The organism is Micromonospora sp. WMMD964, from assembly GCF_029581455.1.
Taxonomy (GTDB): domain Bacteria; phylum Actinomycetota; class Actinomycetes; order Mycobacteriales; family Micromonosporaceae; genus Micromonospora.
Map to the genome: position 1 here is coordinate 2,795,331 of NZ_CP120860.1, position 18,104 is coordinate 2,813,434.

Here is an 18,104-nt window from a genome sequence, read left to right on the forward strand (position 1 = left end):
GAGTCGGTCGGGGGAGAGGTCGCTGATGCTCAAGGACGTCACGTCGGTACGGGTGATCGCCTACTTCCCGTGTCAGTTGTCCGCCGAGGCCGGCTCCCGACGTGACGTGCCGGCGGGTTGGCGCGTCACTGACGGCCTCGACGACCTCGCGTTGCAGCCCTACGGTCAACGGCTTCTCGACGAGTTGCTCGGCAGCATGCCGCGGCCGACCATGGAGATCAGCGGTGGCCCGGAGGTCCTGCGGGCGGCCGGGGAGGAGATCGACCCCTCGCTGGTGCCCACCACCGCCTCAGGCGCGTGGCAGGTGGTCTCGGCCCGGGTCAGCCTCTGGAACGTCGACTGTGGCCTCGTGTGCGTCACGTACCAACTGCCGGACGGCATCGCCGGTGGCACCGGCGACGTGGTCGCCGAAGTCGCCCCGCCGGTGCAGCGGATGCTGCCCGCGGTGACCCGGCTCCTGCGGGCCGTCCTGCCGGCGCCGGCCGGTGCGGACGAGGTGTTCGTCCTCTGGGCCAACACCACCTTCGCCGTCCGGGTGGACCCGGACTGCGATCCGGTGCGCAGGCGCGCCATCGCCGAGCAGTTCACCCCGGACGGCGTGGACTGCACGCCCGACGGAGCCCGGGGTGGCGTGTTGCGGGTCGGGTCGCACACCACGGCGGTGGTCAACGATTTCGGGTCGCGCCCGGCCCTGCTGCTGGCGCGGTTGACCGGGGTGCACCACGTCTGCTGGGCTGCGGCCCTGCGCTACGACGCGGTGCTCTCGGCGGAGCTGTCCCAGATCGACCCGGGGCGCGCGGACCTGTCGATGAGTGCTCTCGAAGACCAGGCCAAGCGCATCCTGGGCGGCTACCACCGCATCCGCCTGTTCCGGCTCGGCTACTCGTCGGTGGAGGCGCACCTCGACGCGGCCGGCGGCACCGTCTGGAACGCGCTGGAGCAGCAGTGGAAGTTCCGGCTCGTCCTCACCACGTTGGACGAGCGGCTCGACTTCGTCCGAACGCTGCACCAGCAACTCGTCGGTCGACTCCAGGACCGTCGGTCCCGCCTGCTCAACGAGCTGGTGCTGGGCTTCACCTTCCTCAACATCTTCGCCATCGTGCTCGCCGCACTGACCTTCGTGGCACTACCGAGCCTGGATGTGGGACTCCTGGCCTCGGTGATCGGGTTGGTGATGCTGCTGGTGAACCTGAGCGCGTACCTCGCCTTCCGACGTCAGATCAACGACCCGGGCCGCAACCGGAGCGCGTCCGCCGGCCCGTGACCGGCCGTCGGCGTGAAGAGCGTGCGGGTACGTCGGGTCACTGCGTCACCAGGCGGTGGACGATCGCTCCCGAGAAGAGCGCGCGAACAGCACGGCCGGTCAGGTGGGCGCTTCCGGCCCGGCCGATGTAGATCATCTCGTACTACTGTCTGCCGCATGGCCTTGCGACCGGACGACTTCTACGACCACGCGCTCGCCGCCGCGGACGGCGAGCGCCGCCTTCCCCTGGCGCGGATGACGGGATGGGACATCAGCCCGTTCGACCCGGACGGACTTCGGGTGGCGCCGTTGCGGCCGCCGGTGCTGCCGGAGCCGGCCCGGCACGGCGAGGACCCGTCGGACTGCGATGCCTGCCGCAACCGGGACGAGGGGATCTGGTTCAACGAGCGCTGGCGGCTGACCCGGATCAAGGGGGTGGGCGTCCCGCTGGTGCTCATGCTGATGCCGCTCGACCACCACGACATGGAGGATCTGCCCGACGAGTTGGCCGCCGAGCTGGGGTTGTTGAGCACCCGCATCGCTCGCCACGTGCAGGCGCTGCCGCACATCTCACGGGCCCACGTCTACCGCTTCGGCGACGGTGGCGCACACCTGCACATCTGGTTCTTCGCGCGGCCGGAGGGGCAGGCCCAGATGTTCGGGTCGTGGTTGGTCGCCTGGGACGACCTGCTGCCGGAGTACCCGGCGGACGTGGCCGACGCGGACGCCGACGCCGTGGCGGACGCGTTGATCGAGTCTCACGGTGGCCGCCGGTTGTCGTACCCGGGGGATAGCGTGCCGGCATGACGAGTGCCGAGCTGGCTGAGTTGGTCGTCGCGGACGCCGACGCGTTGCGTGCCTGGTTGTCGACCAACCACGCCTCGTCACCCGGCGTCTGGCTCGCCCTGACCAGGAAGGGCGGCACGGTCACGACGCTGACCTGGCAGCAGGCGGTGGACGAGGCCCTGTGCTTCGGCTGGATCGACGGGCAGGCCCGCAAACGGGACGAGGAGTCCTCGTGGATCCGGTTCACTCCGCGCCGGTCGCGCAGTTCCTGGTCGCAACGCAACGTGGCGAACGTGGCCCGGCTGGAGGAGCAGGGGCGGATGCGGCCGGCGGGTCGGGCCGCGGTGGAGGCGGCGAAGGCGGACGGGCGGTGGGCGGCGGCCTACGCCCCACCGTCGGAGGCGGAGGTGCCGGCCGACCTCCTCGCCGCCATCGCCGCCGAGCCCGCCGCGCAGGCGATGCTCGACGTGCTCACCAAGGCCAACCGGTTCGCCCTCATCCACCGCCTCAACGCGGTCAAGCGGGCGGAGACCCGCGAGCGGAAGATCGTCGAGTTCGTCGCCATGCTGGCCCGACACGAGACGTTCTACCCGCAGAAGGCCAGGCCGTTACCGGTGGACCGCGTGGCCCCGGCCGGAGGCGACAGCTGACGAGTCGATTGACTTTCGATAGCTAACGAGCGAAACTCGATGCATGGTTACAGAGCATCGAGCGGTAGCCGCTCTCAGGGTCTTTCTCGTGGTGCTGTTCGGGGTGCTGGTCGTGTTCCAGACCCTGTCGCTGCCCGGTCAGTTCGCGTACATGGCGCAGCAGTCGCCGGAGGACGCCCACCTACGCTGGCCGGCGACCGCCGTGACGGTGTTCTGGGTGCTGTGCGTCCAGGTGGTCATCGTCGCGACGTGGCAGTTGCTCAGCCTGGTCAAGAACGACCGCATCTTCACCGAGGCGTCCCTCAAGTGGGTGGACGCGATCGTCTGGGCCATCGCCGCCGCCTGGGTGGTGCTCGTGGCCGTCTTCCTCTGGGTCGGCTTCAACGCGGACGACCCGGGAGTGCCCCTCCTGCTGTTCCTCCTGACGGTGGGCGTCACCGTTCTGGGGCTCCTCATGGTGGTGATGCGTGCGCTGCTGCGGCAGGCCACCACGCTGCGCAGCGACATGGAAGCGGTGATCTGATGCCCATCGTCGTCCGCATCGACGTCGAGTTGGCCAGGCGCAAGATGAGCGTCGGCGAGTTCGCCGAGCGCGTCGGGCTCACGCCGGCCAACGTGGCGGTGCTCAAGAACGGCCGCGCCAAGGCCGTCCGCTTCAGCACCCTGGAGGCCATGTGCCGGGTGCTCGGCTGCCAGCCGGGAGACCTGCTGGAGTGGGTGGAGGAGGAAACCCCATGAGGTACGCCCTGATCGCCGTCGCCCTCCTCGGGGTGGCGCTCGGCGTCGCCGCCGTCGTGCTCGGAGGGGCCGACGACTCCCCGGGCCTACAGGGCATCGGCGTCCTGCTGGTGATCGGCTCGGTGGTGTTCGGCATCCGCAACCTCCGACGCGGCACCTAGCCGCCCGGCTTCGACCGCACCTTCCCCGCAATAACGATCATGTAACGGGCGCGAACCTTTCCCCGGGGGTGGCCTGTCTTGATGGTCGTCGGCCCGCCAGGGCCAGGGGAGGCATCGGATGAAGCTGGTGTGGAGGCGGGCCCGCGAGGCGCGAGGGCTGCTGGTTGCCGCGGTGATCGCCGCCCTCGTCGCCGTCGCGTTGGTCACCGGGCTGTCCGACTACAACCGCCGGGCGGTGGACGCCGGGCAGCGCGCCCTGGTCGCCGCCTCGCCGGCCGAGGAGCGTGGCCTCCTGGTCAGCGGCTCCGGTGGACGTGACGAGGCCGAGTTCGCCACCCGGGACAAGGCGGTCCGCGCGGAGTTCGCCGACGGGCTGGCCGGTGCCCCGGTCACCGTCGCCGCCGCCCGTTACGGCACCGGCCGGGAGCTGACCGGCGACCTCGGCCAGATCCCCCGCCCGGACGACGAACCGGTCTTCGCGAACCTGGCCACGCTCGAAGACCTCGCCGGCCACGCCGAGCTGACCGGCGGCTCCTGGCCCCGCCCCGGCGCGAGCCCCGTCGAGGTGAGCCTGCCGGAGCGGGTCGCGGGCGCGCTGGGCCTCACCGTCGGGGAACGCATCCCGGTGCGTGACCGGGCCACCGAACGACGCGGTGAGCTGGTGCTCGCCGGCACGTGGCGGCCCCGCGACGCCACCGACGCGTACTGGTTGCTCGCCCCCGGAGTGGGAACCGGCAGCGCCGGTTCCGGCACCTCGTACGGGCCGTTCACGCTCGACCCGGCGGACTTCGTCAGCACGTTCCCGGGCTCGGTGTCGGCGTCCTGGCTGGCCCGACCGGACCTCGGTGCCGTCGACACCGCCGACCTCCCCGCCGTGCGGAAAGCCCTCACCGAGGCGACGTCGGCGGTGCCCGAGGCCGCTCAGCTCGGCAGCTCCGGGCGGGTGGTGACCAAGATGGAGACGTTGCTGGACCGGATCGGCCGCGCCGACCTGGTGGGTCGTTCCTCGCTGGCCACTCCGCTGTTGCTGATCCTGGTACTCGGCGGGTACGCGCTGGTGCTGGTCGCCGCGCTCCTGCACGAGGACCGCCGCCCGCAGACAGCGCTGCTGCGGGCCCGTGGAGCCGCCCGCCGGCAGTTGGCCGGCCTGGCCGCCCGGGAGGCGACCCTGGTGGTCGCCCCGGCTGCCGTGCTCGGTCCGCTGATCGCCGGTGAGGCGCTGCGGTTCGTCCGACCCGGCGGGTCGGCGTCCCTCTCCACCGCCGGGGGCAACACCACACTGGTCTGGGCGGCAGCGGCGGCCACCGCAGCCGGCTGCCTGGTCGCCATGGTCCTCCCGACGCTGCGCGGCGCCGGTACGTACGTGGCCGACATGGCCGCCCGATCCCGGCCGAACCGGGCGGCGAGCGTCCAACGCGCGAGCGTCGACCTGGTGCTCGTGGCGCTCGCCGTGCTCGCCTGGGTGCAGCTCCGCCGGTACGCCTCACCGTTGGCCGGCTCGGGTGGCCGGCTCGGGCTCGACCCACTGCTGGTCGCCGCCCCGACGCTCGGCGTGCTGGCCGGTGCGGTGCTGGTGCTGCGGATCCTTCCGCCGCTCACCCGGTTCGCCGAGCGGTTCGTCGACCGGCGGCCCTGGACGGCCACCATGTTCGGCATGTGGCAGGCCGGTCGGCGTCCCCACGCCGGGCCGGTGCTGCTGCTCGCCCTCGCCGTCGGAGGCAGCACCCTGGCCTGGTCTCTGATCAGCACCGGAGAGCGGTCCCAGGTCGAGCAGGCCGGGCACACGGTCGGCGCCGACGTCCGGGTCACCGAACGGGCCGGGGCCGCCCCGCCGACCCGGGCCGATCAGCTCGCCGCGCTGCCGAGCGTGGACCGGGTGCTGCCGGTGTGGCGGGACGAGATCCGGGTCGGCCGGCAGAACCTGTCGGCGACGGTGATCGGCCTCGACCCGGCCAGCGCCCCGGGCGTCGTCCGCCTCGCCGACCGTCTCGCCGACGGGTCGGCGTCGGAGCGCTACCAGCGGATGATCGGCGCGCGCGAGGCCCCCGCGGGCGTCGAGTTGCCCACCGGCACGCGCGCGATCAGCGGCACCGTCCGTACGCCGGTGACCGGGAGCGTCGGATCGGCCCGGGTCGCGGTGACCCTGCTGGTCACCGGCTCCGACGGCCTCGCCCTGCGGCTGCCGGCAGCCGACGCCGACAGCGACGGCCGGGCCACCCGGTTCACCGTGCAACTGCCCGACGGGGGTGGGGCGCGACTGCGGCTGGCCGGGTTCGAAGCCGATGGTGGGCCGGGCACCGGCAACCTGTACCGACTCCAGATGGAAGGGCTGACGGCGGTCGGTGCCGACGGCACGACCCGACCCGTCGAGCTGAGCGGCGACTGGGTGATGACCACCCGCGGTGAGGAGCCCACCCGGGTGCAGCCCACCGCCAACGGGTTCACCACAACCCACGCGGTGGAGCTGATTCCCGACGCGCGACTCTCCGAACAGCCGTCCAGCCGGTTCGCCGTCGTGCCGGTGGGAGTGAACAAGCCGGTACCGGTGCTGATGACGCCCGCGACAAGCGCCGCACTGAGCCTCGGTGTCGGCGACACCGCCGACCTGACACTCTCCGGTACGACGCTGCGGGTGCACCTGGTCGGTGAGCTGACCGCCGTACCGACCACCACCGGGGAGGGCGTGCTGCTGGACCTGCCCGCGGCTGTCGACACGCTGATCCGTACCAGCGGGACGGTGCGATCCGTGCCGGAATGGTGGATCAGAGCCGCCGACCCGACCGCCGCCGCCGACGCGGCCACCGAGCTGCCGGGCGTCACCGTGCTCGACCGGGAGGCGGTCATCGACGCGGCCGCCGACGACCCGTACTGGCAGGGCTCGCGTACCGGAATGCTCGCCGCCGCGCTCGGCGCGGTGCTGCTCGCCCTCGTCGGCCTGATGGTGGACGTGTGGGCCACCGCCCGGCGGCGGCTCGGCGAGTTCGCGGTGCTGCACACCCTCGGCGCGACGCCCCGGCTGATGGCCCGGGCGCTCCTGGCCGAACAGGCGTTCCTCGCCGGCATCGGCGTGGGAGTCGGGTTGCTCCTCGGTGCCGCGGTCGGCGCGACCATGGCCCCACTGGTCATCCTCACCCCGGCCGCCGGCCGACCGGTACCCCCGGCGGCGTTCGCGTTGCCCTGGGTTCCGATCGGCCTGACCGCGGTCGGTCTGCTGCTGGCGGCGCTCGCCTTCAGCGCGTTCATCGCCACCGGCATCCGTCAGCGGGTGGCGGCGGTGCAGCTGCGAATCGGGGGAGAACGATGAGCGTCGGCGCGGCCGTCCGGCGGGTCCGGACGTACGGCGGGCAGTTCCTGCTCCTGGCGGTGTTGACCCTGGTGGTCACCCTGCTGATCAGCGGGGTGCCCCGGTTGGTGAACCGTCTCGCCGAACAGGGTTTGCGGGCGCAGTTGAGCAGCGGGACAGCCGAGAGCCGGGACATCTCCTACACCACCGGCATGCAGGCCGCGACGTTCAGAAACACGGCCACGGGTGACGCGGTGGCACGCTTCGACGCCCTGGCCGCCGACCTGCCGCCGCAGGTGCGCTCGGCGGTGGCCGAGCGGTGGTACACCGTCGAGACCCCGGCGGCCCGCGTGGTCGGGCCGGACCTCGCGGCCCGCAACCTGCTCGTCGACCTGGGCCTACGGGCCGTGCCCGACATCGAGGGCGCCAGCACCCTCGTCGAGGGGGCGTGGCCGAGCGAGACGTACGTGCCGGACCGGCCGATCGAGGTGGCGCTCGACGTCGACGTGGCCCGCAAGCTCAACCTGCGGGCCGGCAGCCGACTGCGGATCGGCAACGCCGATGACAAGGGCAACCTGACCGACGCCGCCCCGATGGTGGTGTCCGGGCTGTTCCGCCCGGTCGACCGCGCGAACGGCATCTGGGACGGACTGCCACAGCTTCTGCAGATCATCGAACCGCAGGGAGACGGCCAGCCGTTCGTCATCGTCGGCGTCGTCGCCCCGTCGCCGCTGAACAAGCGGGTCGCCGCCGGTTGGCCGGCCCAGTCCACCTGGCGGTACCGGCTCGGCGCCGACACCATCGACGCACGCCACCTGGACGGGATGATCGACGGCCTGCAGGAACTGCAACGCCGCAAGCCGTCGGACCTCGCGGTGACGGTGGGCGTCGACGTTCCGTTGCGCGCGTTCGCCGCCCAGATCAACGCCGCCCGGACCCTGCTCGCGGTGATCGCGGCCGGCGTACTGGCCACCCTGGCGGGGCTCATCGTGCTCGCGGCCGGCCTCGCTATCCGCCGACGCCGCTCCGAGTTCGTGCTGCTACGTGCCCGTGGTGGCGCGGCCACCGCCGGCGCCCGGCGCAGCTTCACCGAATCCGTGCTGGTGGTACCCGTCGCCGCCGCGCTCGGCTGGTGGCTGGGCACCCTGTTCCCCGGCGACCCCGACCCGACCGCGCCGTACGTCATCGCGGCGACCGTGCTCGTCACGCTGGCGCTGCCGCTGGCGACGATGGCCGTACCGGCCGGCGGGGCGGCCCGGCGGGACCTGATCCGGGTACGCCCGTCGGCCCGTCGGCTCACCGTCGAGGTCTCCCTGCTGCTGCTGGCCGGGCTCGCCGCGGTGCTGCTGCGCCGACGTGGCCTCACCCTGGGCGAGGTGGACCCGCTACTGGTGTCGGTGCCGGTGCTCCTCGTGATCGCGGCCGCGGTGCTCGCGCTGCGCGCGTACCCCTGGCCGTTGTTGTTGGTCAGCCGGCTTGCCGCGCGGACCCGGGGCAGCGTCGCCTTCCTCGGCACGGCGCGGGCCGGCCGCGCTGCGGTCGCCGCCCCGCTGGTCGTGGTGGTGCTGGCGATCGGCACCGCCGCGTTCTGCGCGGTCGTCGCCGCCGGCGTCGACGCGAGCCGGGCACAGGCCGCCGAGCGGATCGTGCCCGCCGACGCGGTGATCCGGGGGGAGCGCTTCGCCCCCGACACCCTGGACGAGTTGGGTGGCCTGCCGGGTGTCCGGGCCGTCACGCGGGTGCTGGCCCAACCGGACGAGCGGCTGGCCGTCGACGAGTTCGGCACCGACGCCCGGATCGGGCAGGCGGACGTGCTGCTGGTCGACGGCTCGGGGTTGGACACCGTGGTCCGCGAATCCGGGGTGAACCTGCCGGTGCCGGCCGCGTTGCGCACCGCCCGGCCCGAGTCGGGGGCGCTGCCGGCGATCGTCTCCCCGGCGGTCGCCGCCGACCTGGCCAAGGCCGGCCTGGACGGCTCCGCCTTCATCTCCGTGCAGGGCGAGCGCTACGAGTTCCGGGTCGCCGGCACCGAGGAGAGCTTCCCGCTGGTGCCGACGGACAGCGGCCGGTTCGTGATCCTGCCCTGGCAGGCGCTGCCGAAGCGGAACACCACACCCGTGCCGAGCAGCCTGCTGGTCGCCGGGGATCGGCTCGACGCGGAGGTGTTGCGTCAGGCCGGCGACAAGGGCCAGGAACGCTACCAACGTGGCGGGGCGGTGACCGGGCGGGAACGGCTGATCGGCGTCACCGTCGACACCCGTGCGGACGTCCGCCGGGACCTCGGTGACGGCGGCGCGAACGGGGTGCTGGCGTTCGGGTTCGTGGCCGGCGCCGTGGGCGGCAGCGTGCTCGGGCTGCTCGCCATCGCGTTCACCGTGCTCGCCGGGGCGCGCGCCCGGGGTCAGGTGCTGTCTCGGCTGCGTACCCTCGGCCTGTCCCGCCGACAGTGGCGAGGGCTGCTGCTGGTCGAGTTGACCCCGCTGGTCGCGGTGTCGGTGCTGACCGGTGCGCTGGTCGGCGCGGTGCTGCCCCTGTTGCTCAACCCGGTGCTCGGCCTGTCCGCGTTCACCGACGGTGTGCCGGTCCGGGTGGCCTTCGAGCCCAGCCTGGTCGCCGCGGTGATCGCGCTCGGGGCGGTCGCCCTCGGCTTCGCGGTCGCCGTCGAGGCCCTGAACAACCGCCGGTTGCGCCTCGGAGAGGTGCTTCGGCTCGGAGAGGAGAGCTGAGATGACCGCTACCGCCCAGACTCCACTGGTGCCGGACCTGGCCGACCTGCAACAGCGGGCCGCCCAACGCGCCGCCGATCGGGCCGGCGGGCAGGACCGCCTGCGCGGGCACATCGTCTGCGACGGCCTGGTGCGCATCTTCAAGACCGAGGGGGTGGAGGTGGTCGCCCTACAGGGGCTCGACCTGGTGATCGACCGGGGTGAGCTGGTGGCGATCGTCGGTGCGTCCGGCTCGGGCAAGTCGACGCTGCTCAACATCCTCTCCGGTCTGGACACGCCCACCGCCGGCATCGCCCGGGTGGCCGACTACGACCTGCTCTCGCTGTCCGCCAAGCGGCGGCTGAGCTACCGGCGGGAGCTGGTCGGGTTCGTCTGGCAGCAGACCGGTCGCAACCTGCTGCCGTACCTCACCGCGCGGGAGAACGTCGAGCTGCCGATGGAGCTGGCCGGCAAACTCGGCCGCAAGGCCCGTCGGCAGCGGGCCGGGGAACTGCTCGACATGGTCGGCGTCGGCTACAGCGCCGACCGGCGGCCGGGGCAGCTCAGCGGTGGCGAACAGCAGCGGGTCGCCGTCGCGGTGGCCGTCGCCAACGACCCGGAGGTGCTCTTCGCCGACGAGCCGACCGGTGAGTTGGACGAGGCGACCGGCGCGGACGTCTTCGGGGCACTGCGCACCATCAACGCCGAGCTGGGTGTGACCATCGTGGTCGTCACCCATGACCACGCCGTGGCCACGCAGGTCCGCCGGACCGTCGCGATCCGCGACGGCCGGACCGCCTCCGAGGTACGCCGGACCGCTCGGATCGGCGTGGACGGCAACACCGAGCTGGTCAGCGAGGAGTACGCGGTGCTGGATCGCAACGGCCGGATGCAGCTACCGGCGGCGTTCGTCGACGCGCTCTCGCTGAAGGAACGGGTCCGGCTCGACCTGGAGCCCGACCATGTGCAGGTACGGCCCGGTGACCGGGCCACGGACGAGCGGGGAGCACAGGCATGAGCCGTCGGGACATGGTGGTGACCGGCGCGGCCGGTCTCGCGGGTGTGCCCTCGGAGCACTCCGATGAGGTGGTCCGGGTCAGTGGGGTGAGCCGCACCTTCGGCCGGGGTGAGCGCGCCGTACACGCGGTGCGGGACGTTTCGTTCACCGCTGGCCGTGGCGAGTTGGTAGCCATCCGGGGCCGCTCCGGGGCCGGCAAGACCACCCTGCTGAACATGGTCGGAGGGCTGGACCGGCCGGACAGTGGTCAGGTGGTGGTGGCCGGGCACGACGTCACAGCGGCCGGCGAGGCGGAGCTGCTGCGGCTACGCCGGGGCACCGTCGGGTACGTGTTCCAGACCTTCGGGCTGGTGCCGATCCTCTCCGCCGCCGAGAACGTGGGCGTGCCGCTGCGGCTGGCCCAGGTGCCGGCCGACGAGCGGGAACAGCGGGTCGCGGTGTTGCTGGAACTGGTCGGCCTGGGCGGGCACGCGGCGCAACGCCCGTACGAGCTGTCCGGCGGGCAGCAGCAGCGGGTCGCGGTGGCCCGCGCGTTGGCCAACGAGCCGGACCTGCTCATCGCCGACGAGCCCACCGGTCAGCTCGACTCGGAGACCGGCCGGTCCATCATGGACCTGCTGCGCGCGGTGGTACACGCCCGCGGCATGACGGCCCTGGTCGCCACCCACGACCCGGCCCTGATCGACCTCGCCGACCGGGTCCTCGTCCTGCGCGACGGTCGTTTGGTCGACGGCTGACCGGCCGGTGCTGGCTGAGTGCTGCGGCCGACCGGTGGCGCTGGGCGTCAGGCGGCGGTGCCGGCTTCAGGCGGCGGTGCCGGCTGCTCGGGTTGGCGCCGTGGTGGGCGGATGGTATCCGCGCTCGCTGTGGACCTGATGTCGTAAACGAATCGGGGGTCGGTGAATCGTTTACGGCATCAGCTCCACAGTGTCCGGGTGAAGGGTGCTGCCCAGGCCGACATCGGCGCCGAATCCCGCGCGAACACGGCGGAGAGGCCAGCGAGCGGCAGCACCGGGATCATCAGAGCCGTGCCGGTGGTGAGCACCGCGGTCAGAGTGCGAGCTTCATGCCCTCGTGACTGGCCACGAAACCGAGACCCAGGTAGAAGCGATGCGCGTCTGCGCGGGTCTTGTCGGTGGTGAGCTGCACCAGTGCGCAGCCGCGCTGCCGGGCCTGGTCGATCGCCCAGGTCATCAGGTCCCGGCCCAGCCCCTGTCCGCGACGGTCGGAACGGACCCGGACCGACTCGATCAGCGACCGCTCGCTGCCGTGCCGGCCGAGGCCAGGGATGTAGGTGATCTGTAGGCAGCCGACCATCTCGCCGTCCTGCTCGGCGACGATCAGCTGGTTACGCGGGTCGGCGGTGATGTCGGCGAACGCCTTCTCGTAGGTTTCGTCGACCTCGGTGAAATCACGGGCCTTGCCCAGCACGTCGTCGGCGAGCAGGGCGATGACGGCGGGCAGGTCCGCCCGGACCGCCTCCCGGTAGATCACGTCAGTCATGCCGTGAGCCTGACACACCGGTCAGCGGGCCGGGCACCGCAGGCCCTCCCGGGGGACGGTCAGGTCGAGCAGGTACGCGTCGACCGCGTCGGTGATGCAGGAGGTCTGCGGGTAGGCGGTGTGCCCCTCGCCCTCCCAGGTCAGCACCCGGCCGACGCCCAGCATCGAGGCCAGGCGCGGGGTCTGCTCGTAGGGCGTCGCCGGGTCGCCGGTGGTGCCGACCACCACGATCGGCGGTGCGCCGTTCGCCTTGCCGGTCGGGTACGGGTCGCGCCCGCCCGGCCACTCGACGCAGCTCAGCATGCCCACCGCGAGAGCCGGCCCGAACAGCGGATATTTCCCACGCCACTCGGACTGCAACCGCCGGATCTGCTCCCGGCTCGGCTTCTCCGTCTCGTCGGCGCAGTTGATGGCCAGGTTGGCGTCGAACAGGTTCGAGTAGTGGCCGTCGTCCTCCCGGCCGGCGTACGAGTCGGCGAGCCGGAACACGTCCTTCGGGTCGCCCTCGCCCAGCCGGTCGATCGCCTGGGCCAACTCCTGCCAGCCGGACTCGGTGTAGAGCGACGAGATGACCGCGTAGAACACCCAACCGGCGGTGGCCTCCCGGCCGTCGCTGCCGCGTACCGGAGAGACTCTGGCCTTGTCGATGGCCGAGGTCACCGCGGCCCGCGCGTCCGGCGCGATCGGGCAGCGGCCGGCGTTCGCCGCGCACCAGCGGGTGAAGTTGGTGAATGCCCGTTCGAAGCCGCGGGCCTGGCTCTCCGAGCCTTCTACCAGCCGCTGTTGCGGGTCGACCGCGCCGTCGAGCACCAGCGCCCGTACCCGCTGCGGGTAGAGCTGGGCGTACGTGGCGCCGAGCAGGGTGCCGTACGAGTAACCGAGGTAGGTGAGCTTGTCGTCGCCCACCGCGGCACGCACCGCGTCCATGTCGCGGGCGGCCTGTTCGGTGCCGTACAGCGGCAACTGGTCGCCGTACCGGTCGCCGCAGCCGCGCCCGATCCGCTGACTCAGGCCGACGAAGTCGTCGAACGCCGCCTGGCTCGACGGATCCGGGTCGAAGCCGAAACTGGCGTCCAGGTCGGCGTCCGAGATGCACTTCACCGGGCTGGACCGGGAGACCCCGCGCGGGTCGAAGCCGACGATGTCGAAGCGGTCGGTGATCGAGGTGGGCAGCCCGCCGAACTGGGTGCCGAAGGACAGGTAGACGGCGGTGTCGACGCCGGAGCCGCCCGGGCCGCCCGGGTTGACCACCAACGAGCCGACGCGGTCGCGCTGCTTCGTGGACCGGGCACGCAGCAGGGCGATCTCGAAGGTCTGCCCGGCGCCCGGGCCGGCCGTCGCCCCGGCGCCGGTGCCCCAGTCGCGCGGCACCGCGATCCGGGCGCACTCGTAGCGCATGTCCGGAGCACCGCGCCCGACCAGTTCGTCTGGCACGTCCGGGCAGGGCCGCCAGGTCGGCGCGCTGCCGGTCGGTGCCGCTTCGCCCTGCACCTCGGTGCGCGGCGCGAACGCCGGCAGAGTGCAGCCGGCGGTGAGGAGCGCGGCGACGACGAAGGCGGCAAGGGTGCGCCGGGCCCGGCGACGGGACGCCATCCGAGAGCGGTCGGCGGTGCGGGTCACGTGATCCTCCCAGGTCGGGTCGACGGCCAGGCTACGCCGAGCCGGTGGCGGCCCGGTCCACGGTGGCCGTCGGATCGCCGCGCAGCACCTGGTCCACATCGAAGCGGATCGGGCGGTCGAGTTGGTCGTAGCGGCAGGATCGGGGATCGCGGTCCGGGCGCCAGCGGACGAACTGGGCGGTGTGCCGGAACCGCTCGCCCTCCATCGCGTCGTAGCCCACCTCGACGACCAGGTCCGGGCGCACCGGCTCCCACTCCAGGTTCTTCGTGCCGGTCCACCGGCTCACGCCACCCGGGATGCGTTGGCCGCGCTCGTGATCGCCGTGCACCCACGGGTGTTCGCCGCCGATGTCCCGGTAGGGCGCCAACTCGTCGAGCAACTCGGCGCGGCGGGCCATGCTGAACGACGCGCTCACACCCACGTGGTGCAGGACCCCGGAGTCGTCGTAGAGGCCGAGCAGCAGCGAGCCCACCACCGGGCCGGACTTGTGCCAGCGGAAGCCGGCCACCACGGCGTCGGCGGTGCGGGCGTGCTTGACCTTGAACATGAGCCGTTTGCCCGGCTCGTACGGCAGGTCGGCCGGCTTGACGATCAGCCCGTCCAGCCCGGCGCCCTCGAAGACGTCGAACCACCGGCGCGCGGTCTCCGGATCGGTGGTGACCTGGGTGACGTGCACCGGCGGACGCACCCCGGCCAGCGCCTCGACCAACCGCTCCCGGCGGCGCGGGTAGGGCTGGTCGAGCAGCGCCTCGTCACCGATCGCCAACAGGTCGAACGCGACGAAGTCGGCCGGGGTGGTCTCGGCCAGCATCTTCACCCGGGACGCGGCCGGGTGCACGCGCTGGGCCAGCAGCTCGAAATCCAGTCGGGGCTGGCCGGTCGGCCCGTCGCGCCGGATCACGATCAGCTCACCATCGACAGCGCACCGCTCGGGCAGCTGCCGTCGGGCCTGCTCGACCACCTCGGGGAAGTAGCGGGTCATCGACTTGCCGCCCCGGCTGGACAGCTCGACCTCGTCGCCGTCGCGGAACACGATGCACCGGAAACCATCCCACTTGGGCTCGTAGGTCACCCCGGGCGTGGTGGGCAGCTTGGAAACGCTCTTGGCCAGCATCGGCTCGACCGGCGGGTTGATCGGCAGGTCCACGGCGACCAGTCAATCAGACGGCACCGACAGCCGTGAGGCAGATCACCCTGGGTCCGGGGGTGGCGTGTCCGCCGCTGTGCCTCTCGTCCCCACCGACCGAATCGAATACCTGCAGGTCAGAGCTACTTTCGCGAGGTGTCCGAGTGGGTCTGTGACTGCTGCGGGCGGTGGCGGGTGAGCGTCGAGCTGATCCGGGGCCGCTACCGCTACCGGCTGGCCCGCCGTTACCCGCAGCGGTTCGGCGGTGGCCGCGACGTGCTCGGCGAGGTCGGTTCGGTGGCCGAGCTGGAGGAGCTGCTGCGTCGGCGTACCCCGTTGAGCCTGGCCGACCTGCGCGAAGCCGCCTGATCCCACCCGCCGGTGGTCAGACGGCCCGGCGGATCACCGACCACCCGGCGGATTCCGGCGTCACGATCCACGCGGCAGCCTCGTCTGCATGCGTGACGGGCGTCGGACGGCGCCGCCGGGGAGGGGACGCGATGCGGTTCGAGGCCGACACGGAGATCGACGCCGACGTCGAGCAGGTCTGGGCGGTGCTCGTCGACGTACCGCGCTGGCCGGAGTGGACGGCCTCGGTGTCCCGGGCCGAGCGCGGTGAGCCGGGACCGCTCGCCGTCGGCGCGACGGCACGACTGACGCAGCCGAAGCTGCGGCCGGCGGTGTGGCGGGTCACCGAGCTGACCGATCGGCAGGGGTTCGTCTGGGTCTCCGACACGGCGGGCGTACGGACCACGGCGGAGCACCGGCTGCTGCCGCTGCCCGACGGGCGCACCCGCGTCGAGCTGGCCTTCAGCCAGTCCGGTCCGCTGGCCGGCCTGATCGGCCGGCTGTACGGCGGGATGCTGCGTCGCTACGTGCGGATGGAGGCCGACGGGCTCCGGCGTCGGAGCGAGCGGGGCTGACCGCCGCCGCCCCCGGCGCCGACCGGCGGCCCGTCCACGCCGACCGTACGCTGGCGGTGTCCAGGCGAGGGCGAGGGGGAGCGGTGGCCGAGCTGACGTACCCACAAGTGGGGGTGACCCGGCACGGGCCGCTGCCCGACGGCTACCACCATCTGCGCCACCGGTGTCCGTTGCCGGCCGGGTGCTTCGAGACCGCCGCGGACGCGGTGCTGAGCTGGCGGCTGCACCGCGTCGCCGGTGTGCGGATGCGCACCGACGCACCGCGAGCCACCGAGGGGGTGCTGGTGACAGCCGGTCTGGGCGTGGGTCCGGCCCGACTCTGGGGGCCGTGCCAGGTGGTCTGGAGCGAGGACTCGTCCACGCTCGCCGGCTTCGGCTACGGCACGCTGCCCGGCCACCCGGAGCGGGGTGAGGAGGCGTTCGTGGTCAGCCGCGAGGACGACGGCGCGGTCTGGTTCGAGGTACGCGCGTTCAGCCTGCCGGACCGCTGGTTCACCCGTGCCGGGGGCCCGGCGGTCCGGGCCGTGCAACACACGTACGCGTGGTGGCTCGGCCGCACCCTGCGCCGCATCTGCTCGGGCCGCTGACGCACCACGTCGCCGGAAGCCCGACGGTCGCGTCAGTAGCGGGCGAACGAGCGGATCGGCGCGCGTGGGCCGTACTTCGGGGCCTGGATGCCGGCTGCCTCCAGCAGCAGACACACCCGTCCCCGGTGGCCTCGGAACGGCTCCAGCAGGTCCAGCATGCGGGCGTCGTCGCCTCTCGGTTCGCCGGCGAGCGCCCAGGCGACAGTGTTCGGGATGTGGTAGTCGCCGACGCTCACCGCGTCCGGGTCCCCGTACGCGATCCGGACCACCTCGGCGGCCGTCCACGGTCCGATGCCCGGGATGGTGGTCAGCCGACGGGTGGCGTCGGCGGCGTCGACGCTGCGCTCCAACCGATCGGCCAGTGCGGCGGCGCGCCGCAGCGTGTCGGCCCGGCGCTGCTCGACCCCGAACGGGTGGAACACCCAGTACGGGGTGGCGGCCACCGCGGTGGCCTCGGGCGGCAGGAGCAGCGGCTGCAACGGGCCGGGGGCGGGCTCCCGGAAGTGCCGTACGGTCGCCGCGTACGCCCGGTAGGCCTCCTTGCCGGTGACCTTCTGCTCGAAGATCGCGCGCAGCAGTCGGGGGAAGACCTGCCCGGTCGTCGGCATCCGGAGCCCGCGGTGCTCCCGGGCCAGCCGGGCGACGAGTGGGTGTGCCCCCGCCAGTTCGGCGAAGCCGGTCAGGTCGTCCCGGAGCCCGGCGATCGCGTCGGCCCGGTCCAGGACGTGCTCGGCGCCCGGCCCGTAGCCCTCCGCGAGCAACTCGCCGCCGGTCGGTCGCAGAGCGAGGGTGGCCGGGCCGTCCGGGGTGCGGGTGGCCCACCAGAAGGTACCGGCGGCGACGCGGGCGCACGGGTCGTACGGACTGAACGTGAGCCCGCGCACCGAGGCTGCCAGCCGGTAGCCGACCGGGGGACGGAACACCCTGGTCGCGGCGGGTTCGGTAGCGGTCACCCGCCCACTCTGCCACGTGCCGGGCGGGACGCCGGCACCACCGGTATGCCGACGTCCCGCGTACGACCGGTGGTCGGCCGTGCCCTCCCCGGCGACGACCGACCACCGTGATCTCGTGGTGCGGGACTCAGTACGAGTAGCCCGAACCCCCGGCGTCGCTCGCGCCGCTGTCCGACGGCGGCGCGACCGCCTTCGGCGTGGAGGTGGGCAGGCAGCTCAGGTTCTTCTTGCCGTCCGGCTGGACCACGAACCAGGTGCCACCGACCGCCTGGCCCTTCCACTGGCCGGGCTTCTTGTCACCGATGTAGCGGTACACGGGCCAGCCGCCGATGGTGAGCTGACGGGTGCCGTCCTGCCGGGTCACGCTGCCGACCTTGTCGTCGGAGACGCCGGTGAGCTGCGGGTTGCCGTCGGTCAGCGACGGGGGCCACACCTCGGCGCACTTGTCGACGCAGTTCGACGACGGCGGGTCGGCGGTGTCCTTGTCGAAGCGGTAGAGGATCCAGCCGTCCTCGTCGGTGACCACCTTGCCCATCCGGGCGACGCTCTTGCCGATCAACTTCTCGGTCAGTTCGACGTCCGCGGGCGGCGCGTCGGCGGCCGGCGCCTCGGCGGACGCCGAGGCCTCCGGTACGACCGACGCGGTGGGCTCGGCCGCGGCGACGGCGACCGGCTCGACCGCGCTCGAGTTCGCGGGGTCGTAACCTGCGGGAGCGCAGGCCGTTAGTGCGACCATCGCGCTCGCGACGATGACGGACCGCTTCATCTGTGCCACGTGCCCTCCTCATTCTCGGCAGTTCACCCATAG

At 72.8% G+C, this 18,104-nt stretch carries 19 protein-coding genes; 13 read left to right on the forward strand and 6 right to left on the reverse strand.

Going from position 1 to position 18,104, the window contains the following annotated elements; translation table 11 throughout:
- The first annotated feature begins 25 nt into the window (after positions 1-25).
- From O7616_RS13020 to O7616_RS13065, 10 genes are all read left to right on the forward strand, one after another.
- On the forward strand, positions 26-1,264 hold the full coding sequence (locus O7616_RS13020; RefSeq protein WP_282307022.1) for a hypothetical protein: 1,239 nt from the start codon (positions 26-28) through the stop codon (positions 1,262-1,264).
- Between the two features lie 156 nt (positions 1,265-1,420).
- Entirely contained in the window at positions 1,421-2,050 is a 630-nt protein-coding gene (locus O7616_RS13025) for a hypothetical protein (RefSeq protein WP_282307023.1), read from the forward strand.
- Positions 2,047-2,679, forward strand: a complete 633-nt coding sequence (locus O7616_RS13030) for a YdeI/OmpD-associated family protein (protein ID WP_282307024.1) — start codon at positions 2,047-2,049, stop codon at positions 2,677-2,679. Before O7616_RS13025 ends, O7616_RS13030 begins: the two co-directional genes overlap by 4 nt.
- Positions 2,680-2,767: 88 nt before the next feature.
- Positions 2,768-3,202 carry a DUF2975 domain-containing protein gene (locus O7616_RS13035; RefSeq protein WP_282307025.1) on the forward strand — a complete coding sequence of 145 codons (435 nt, stop codon included), beginning with the start codon at positions 2,768-2,770 and terminating at the stop codon, positions 3,200-3,202.
- Positions 3,202-3,417: a helix-turn-helix transcriptional regulator gene (locus tag O7616_RS13040; RefSeq protein WP_282307026.1), complete on the forward strand. Its 216-nt coding sequence runs from the start codon at positions 3,202-3,204 to the stop codon at positions 3,415-3,417. The genes O7616_RS13035 and O7616_RS13040 overlap by 1 nt, the downstream gene beginning before the upstream one ends.
- Complete coding sequence (locus O7616_RS13045; protein WP_282261635.1) at positions 3,414-3,578, forward strand: hypothetical protein; 165 nt, start codon at positions 3,414-3,416, stop codon at positions 3,576-3,578. The genes O7616_RS13040 and O7616_RS13045 overlap by 4 nt, the downstream gene beginning before the upstream one ends.
- Positions 3,579-3,696: 118 nt before the next feature.
- A complete protein-coding gene (locus O7616_RS13050) occupies positions 3,697-6,882 on the forward strand; it encodes an ABC transporter permease (protein ID WP_282307027.1) in 3,186 nt (1,061 codons plus the stop codon).
- A complete protein-coding gene (locus O7616_RS13055) occupies positions 6,879-9,587 on the forward strand; it encodes an FtsX-like permease family protein (RefSeq protein WP_282307028.1) in 2,709 nt (902 codons plus the stop codon). Before O7616_RS13050 ends, O7616_RS13055 begins: the two co-directional genes overlap by 4 nt.
- Position 9,588: 1 nt before the next feature.
- Complete coding sequence (locus O7616_RS13060; protein WP_282307029.1) at positions 9,589-10,584, forward strand: ABC transporter ATP-binding protein; 996 nt, start codon at positions 9,589-9,591, stop codon at positions 10,582-10,584.
- Positions 10,585-10,595: 11 nt separating this feature from the next.
- Entirely contained in the window at positions 10,596-11,321 is a 726-nt protein-coding gene (locus O7616_RS13065) for an ABC transporter ATP-binding protein (RefSeq protein ID WP_282307616.1), read from the forward strand.
- Positions 11,322-11,500: 179 nt separating this feature from the next.
- On the opposite strand, the gene O7616_RS13070 is transcribed toward O7616_RS13065, so the two are convergent.
- From O7616_RS13070 to O7616_RS13085, 4 genes are read right to left on the reverse strand one after another with little or no spacing between them, the layout of a single operon-like run.
- Positions 11,501-11,629, reverse strand: coding sequence for a hypothetical protein (locus O7616_RS13070; RefSeq protein ID WP_282307030.1), 129 nt, complete (start codon positions 11,627-11,629; stop codon positions 11,501-11,503).
- Between the two features lie 5 nt (positions 11,630-11,634).
- On the reverse strand, positions 11,635-12,087 hold the full coding sequence (locus tag O7616_RS13075; RefSeq protein ID WP_282307031.1) for a GNAT family N-acetyltransferase: 453 nt from the start codon (positions 12,085-12,087) through the stop codon (positions 11,635-11,637).
- A gap of 21 nt (positions 12,088-12,108) precedes the next feature.
- Entirely contained in the window at positions 12,109-13,680 is a 1,572-nt protein-coding gene (locus O7616_RS13080; RefSeq protein ID WP_282307617.1) for an alpha/beta hydrolase, read from the reverse strand.
- A 58-nt stretch (positions 13,681-13,738) separates the two neighbouring features.
- Positions 13,739-14,854, reverse strand: coding sequence for an ATP-dependent DNA ligase (locus tag O7616_RS13085; RefSeq protein ID WP_282307032.1), 1,116 nt, complete (start codon positions 14,852-14,854; stop codon positions 13,739-13,741).
- A 135-nt stretch (positions 14,855-14,989) separates the two neighbouring features.
- Between O7616_RS13085 and O7616_RS13090 the strand changes: the two genes are divergently transcribed.
- From O7616_RS13090 to O7616_RS13100, 3 genes are all read left to right on the forward strand, one after another.
- Entirely contained in the window at positions 14,990-15,202 is a 213-nt protein-coding gene (locus tag O7616_RS13090; protein WP_282261628.1) for a hypothetical protein, read from the forward strand.
- Between the two features lie 131 nt (positions 15,203-15,333).
- On the forward strand, positions 15,334-15,756 hold the full coding sequence (locus O7616_RS13095) for an SRPBCC family protein (protein WP_282307033.1): 423 nt from the start codon (positions 15,334-15,336) through the stop codon (positions 15,754-15,756).
- 83 nt (positions 15,757-15,839) lie between these two features.
- The gene (locus tag O7616_RS13100; RefSeq protein WP_282307034.1) at positions 15,840-16,343 is read left to right on the forward strand and encodes a DUF1990 domain-containing protein; all 504 of its coding nucleotides are present in this window, start codon (positions 15,840-15,842) and stop codon (positions 16,341-16,343) included.
- Between the two features lie 32 nt (positions 16,344-16,375).
- Here the strand turns inward: O7616_RS13100 and O7616_RS13105 are convergent, their stop codons facing one another.
- A complete protein-coding gene (locus O7616_RS13105) occupies positions 16,376-17,296 on the reverse strand; it encodes a DNA-3-methyladenine glycosylase 2 family protein (RefSeq protein WP_282307035.1) in 921 nt (306 codons plus the stop codon).
- A 127-nt stretch (positions 17,297-17,423) separates the two neighbouring features.
- Entirely contained in the window at positions 17,424-18,071 is a 648-nt protein-coding gene (locus tag O7616_RS13110) for a hypothetical protein (protein WP_282307036.1), read from the reverse strand.
- Between the last annotated feature and the right edge of the window lie 33 nt (positions 18,072-18,104).

What these genes read in the sequence shown, in the direction of transcription:
- O7616_RS13065 (WP_282307616.1), top strand. Translation starts at nt 10,596, where the DNA reads ATGGTGGTGACCGGCGCGGCCGGTCTCGCGGGTGTGCCCTCGGAGCAC.
- O7616_RS13050 (WP_282307027.1), top strand. Translation starts at nt 3,697, where the DNA reads ATGAAGCTGGTGTGGAGGCGGGCCCGCGAGGCGCGAGGGCTGCTGGTT.
- O7616_RS13045 (WP_282261635.1), top strand. Translation starts at nt 3,414, where the DNA reads ATGAGGTACGCCCTGATCGCCGTCGCCCTCCTCGGGGTGGCGCTCGGC.
- O7616_RS13060 (WP_282307029.1), top strand. Translation starts at nt 9,589, where the DNA reads ATGACCGCTACCGCCCAGACTCCACTGGTGCCGGACCTGGCCGACCTG.
- O7616_RS13030 (WP_282307024.1), top strand. Translation starts at nt 2,047, where the DNA reads ATGACGAGTGCCGAGCTGGCTGAGTTGGTCGTCGCGGACGCCGACGCG.
- O7616_RS13055 (WP_282307028.1), top strand. Translation starts at nt 6,879, where the DNA reads ATGAGCGTCGGCGCGGCCGTCCGGCGGGTCCGGACGTACGGCGGGCAG.
- O7616_RS13025 (WP_282307023.1), top strand. Translation starts at nt 1,421, where the DNA reads ATGGCCTTGCGACCGGACGACTTCTACGACCACGCGCTCGCCGCCGCG.
- O7616_RS13040 (WP_282307026.1), top strand. Translation starts at nt 3,202, where the DNA reads ATGCCCATCGTCGTCCGCATCGACGTCGAGTTGGCCAGGCGCAAGATG.
- O7616_RS13080 (WP_282307617.1), bottom strand. Translation starts at nt 13,680, where the DNA reads ATGGCGTCCCGTCGCCGGGCCCGGCGCACCCTTGCCGCCTTCGTCGTC.
- O7616_RS13095 (WP_282307033.1), top strand. Translation starts at nt 15,334, where the DNA reads ATGCGGTTCGAGGCCGACACGGAGATCGACGCCGACGTCGAGCAGGTC.
- O7616_RS13075 (WP_282307031.1), bottom strand. Translation starts at nt 12,087, where the DNA reads ATGACTGACGTGATCTACCGGGAGGCGGTCCGGGCGGACCTGCCCGCC.
- O7616_RS13020 (WP_282307022.1), top strand. Translation starts at nt 26, where the DNA reads ATGCTCAAGGACGTCACGTCGGTACGGGTGATCGCCTACTTCCCGTGT.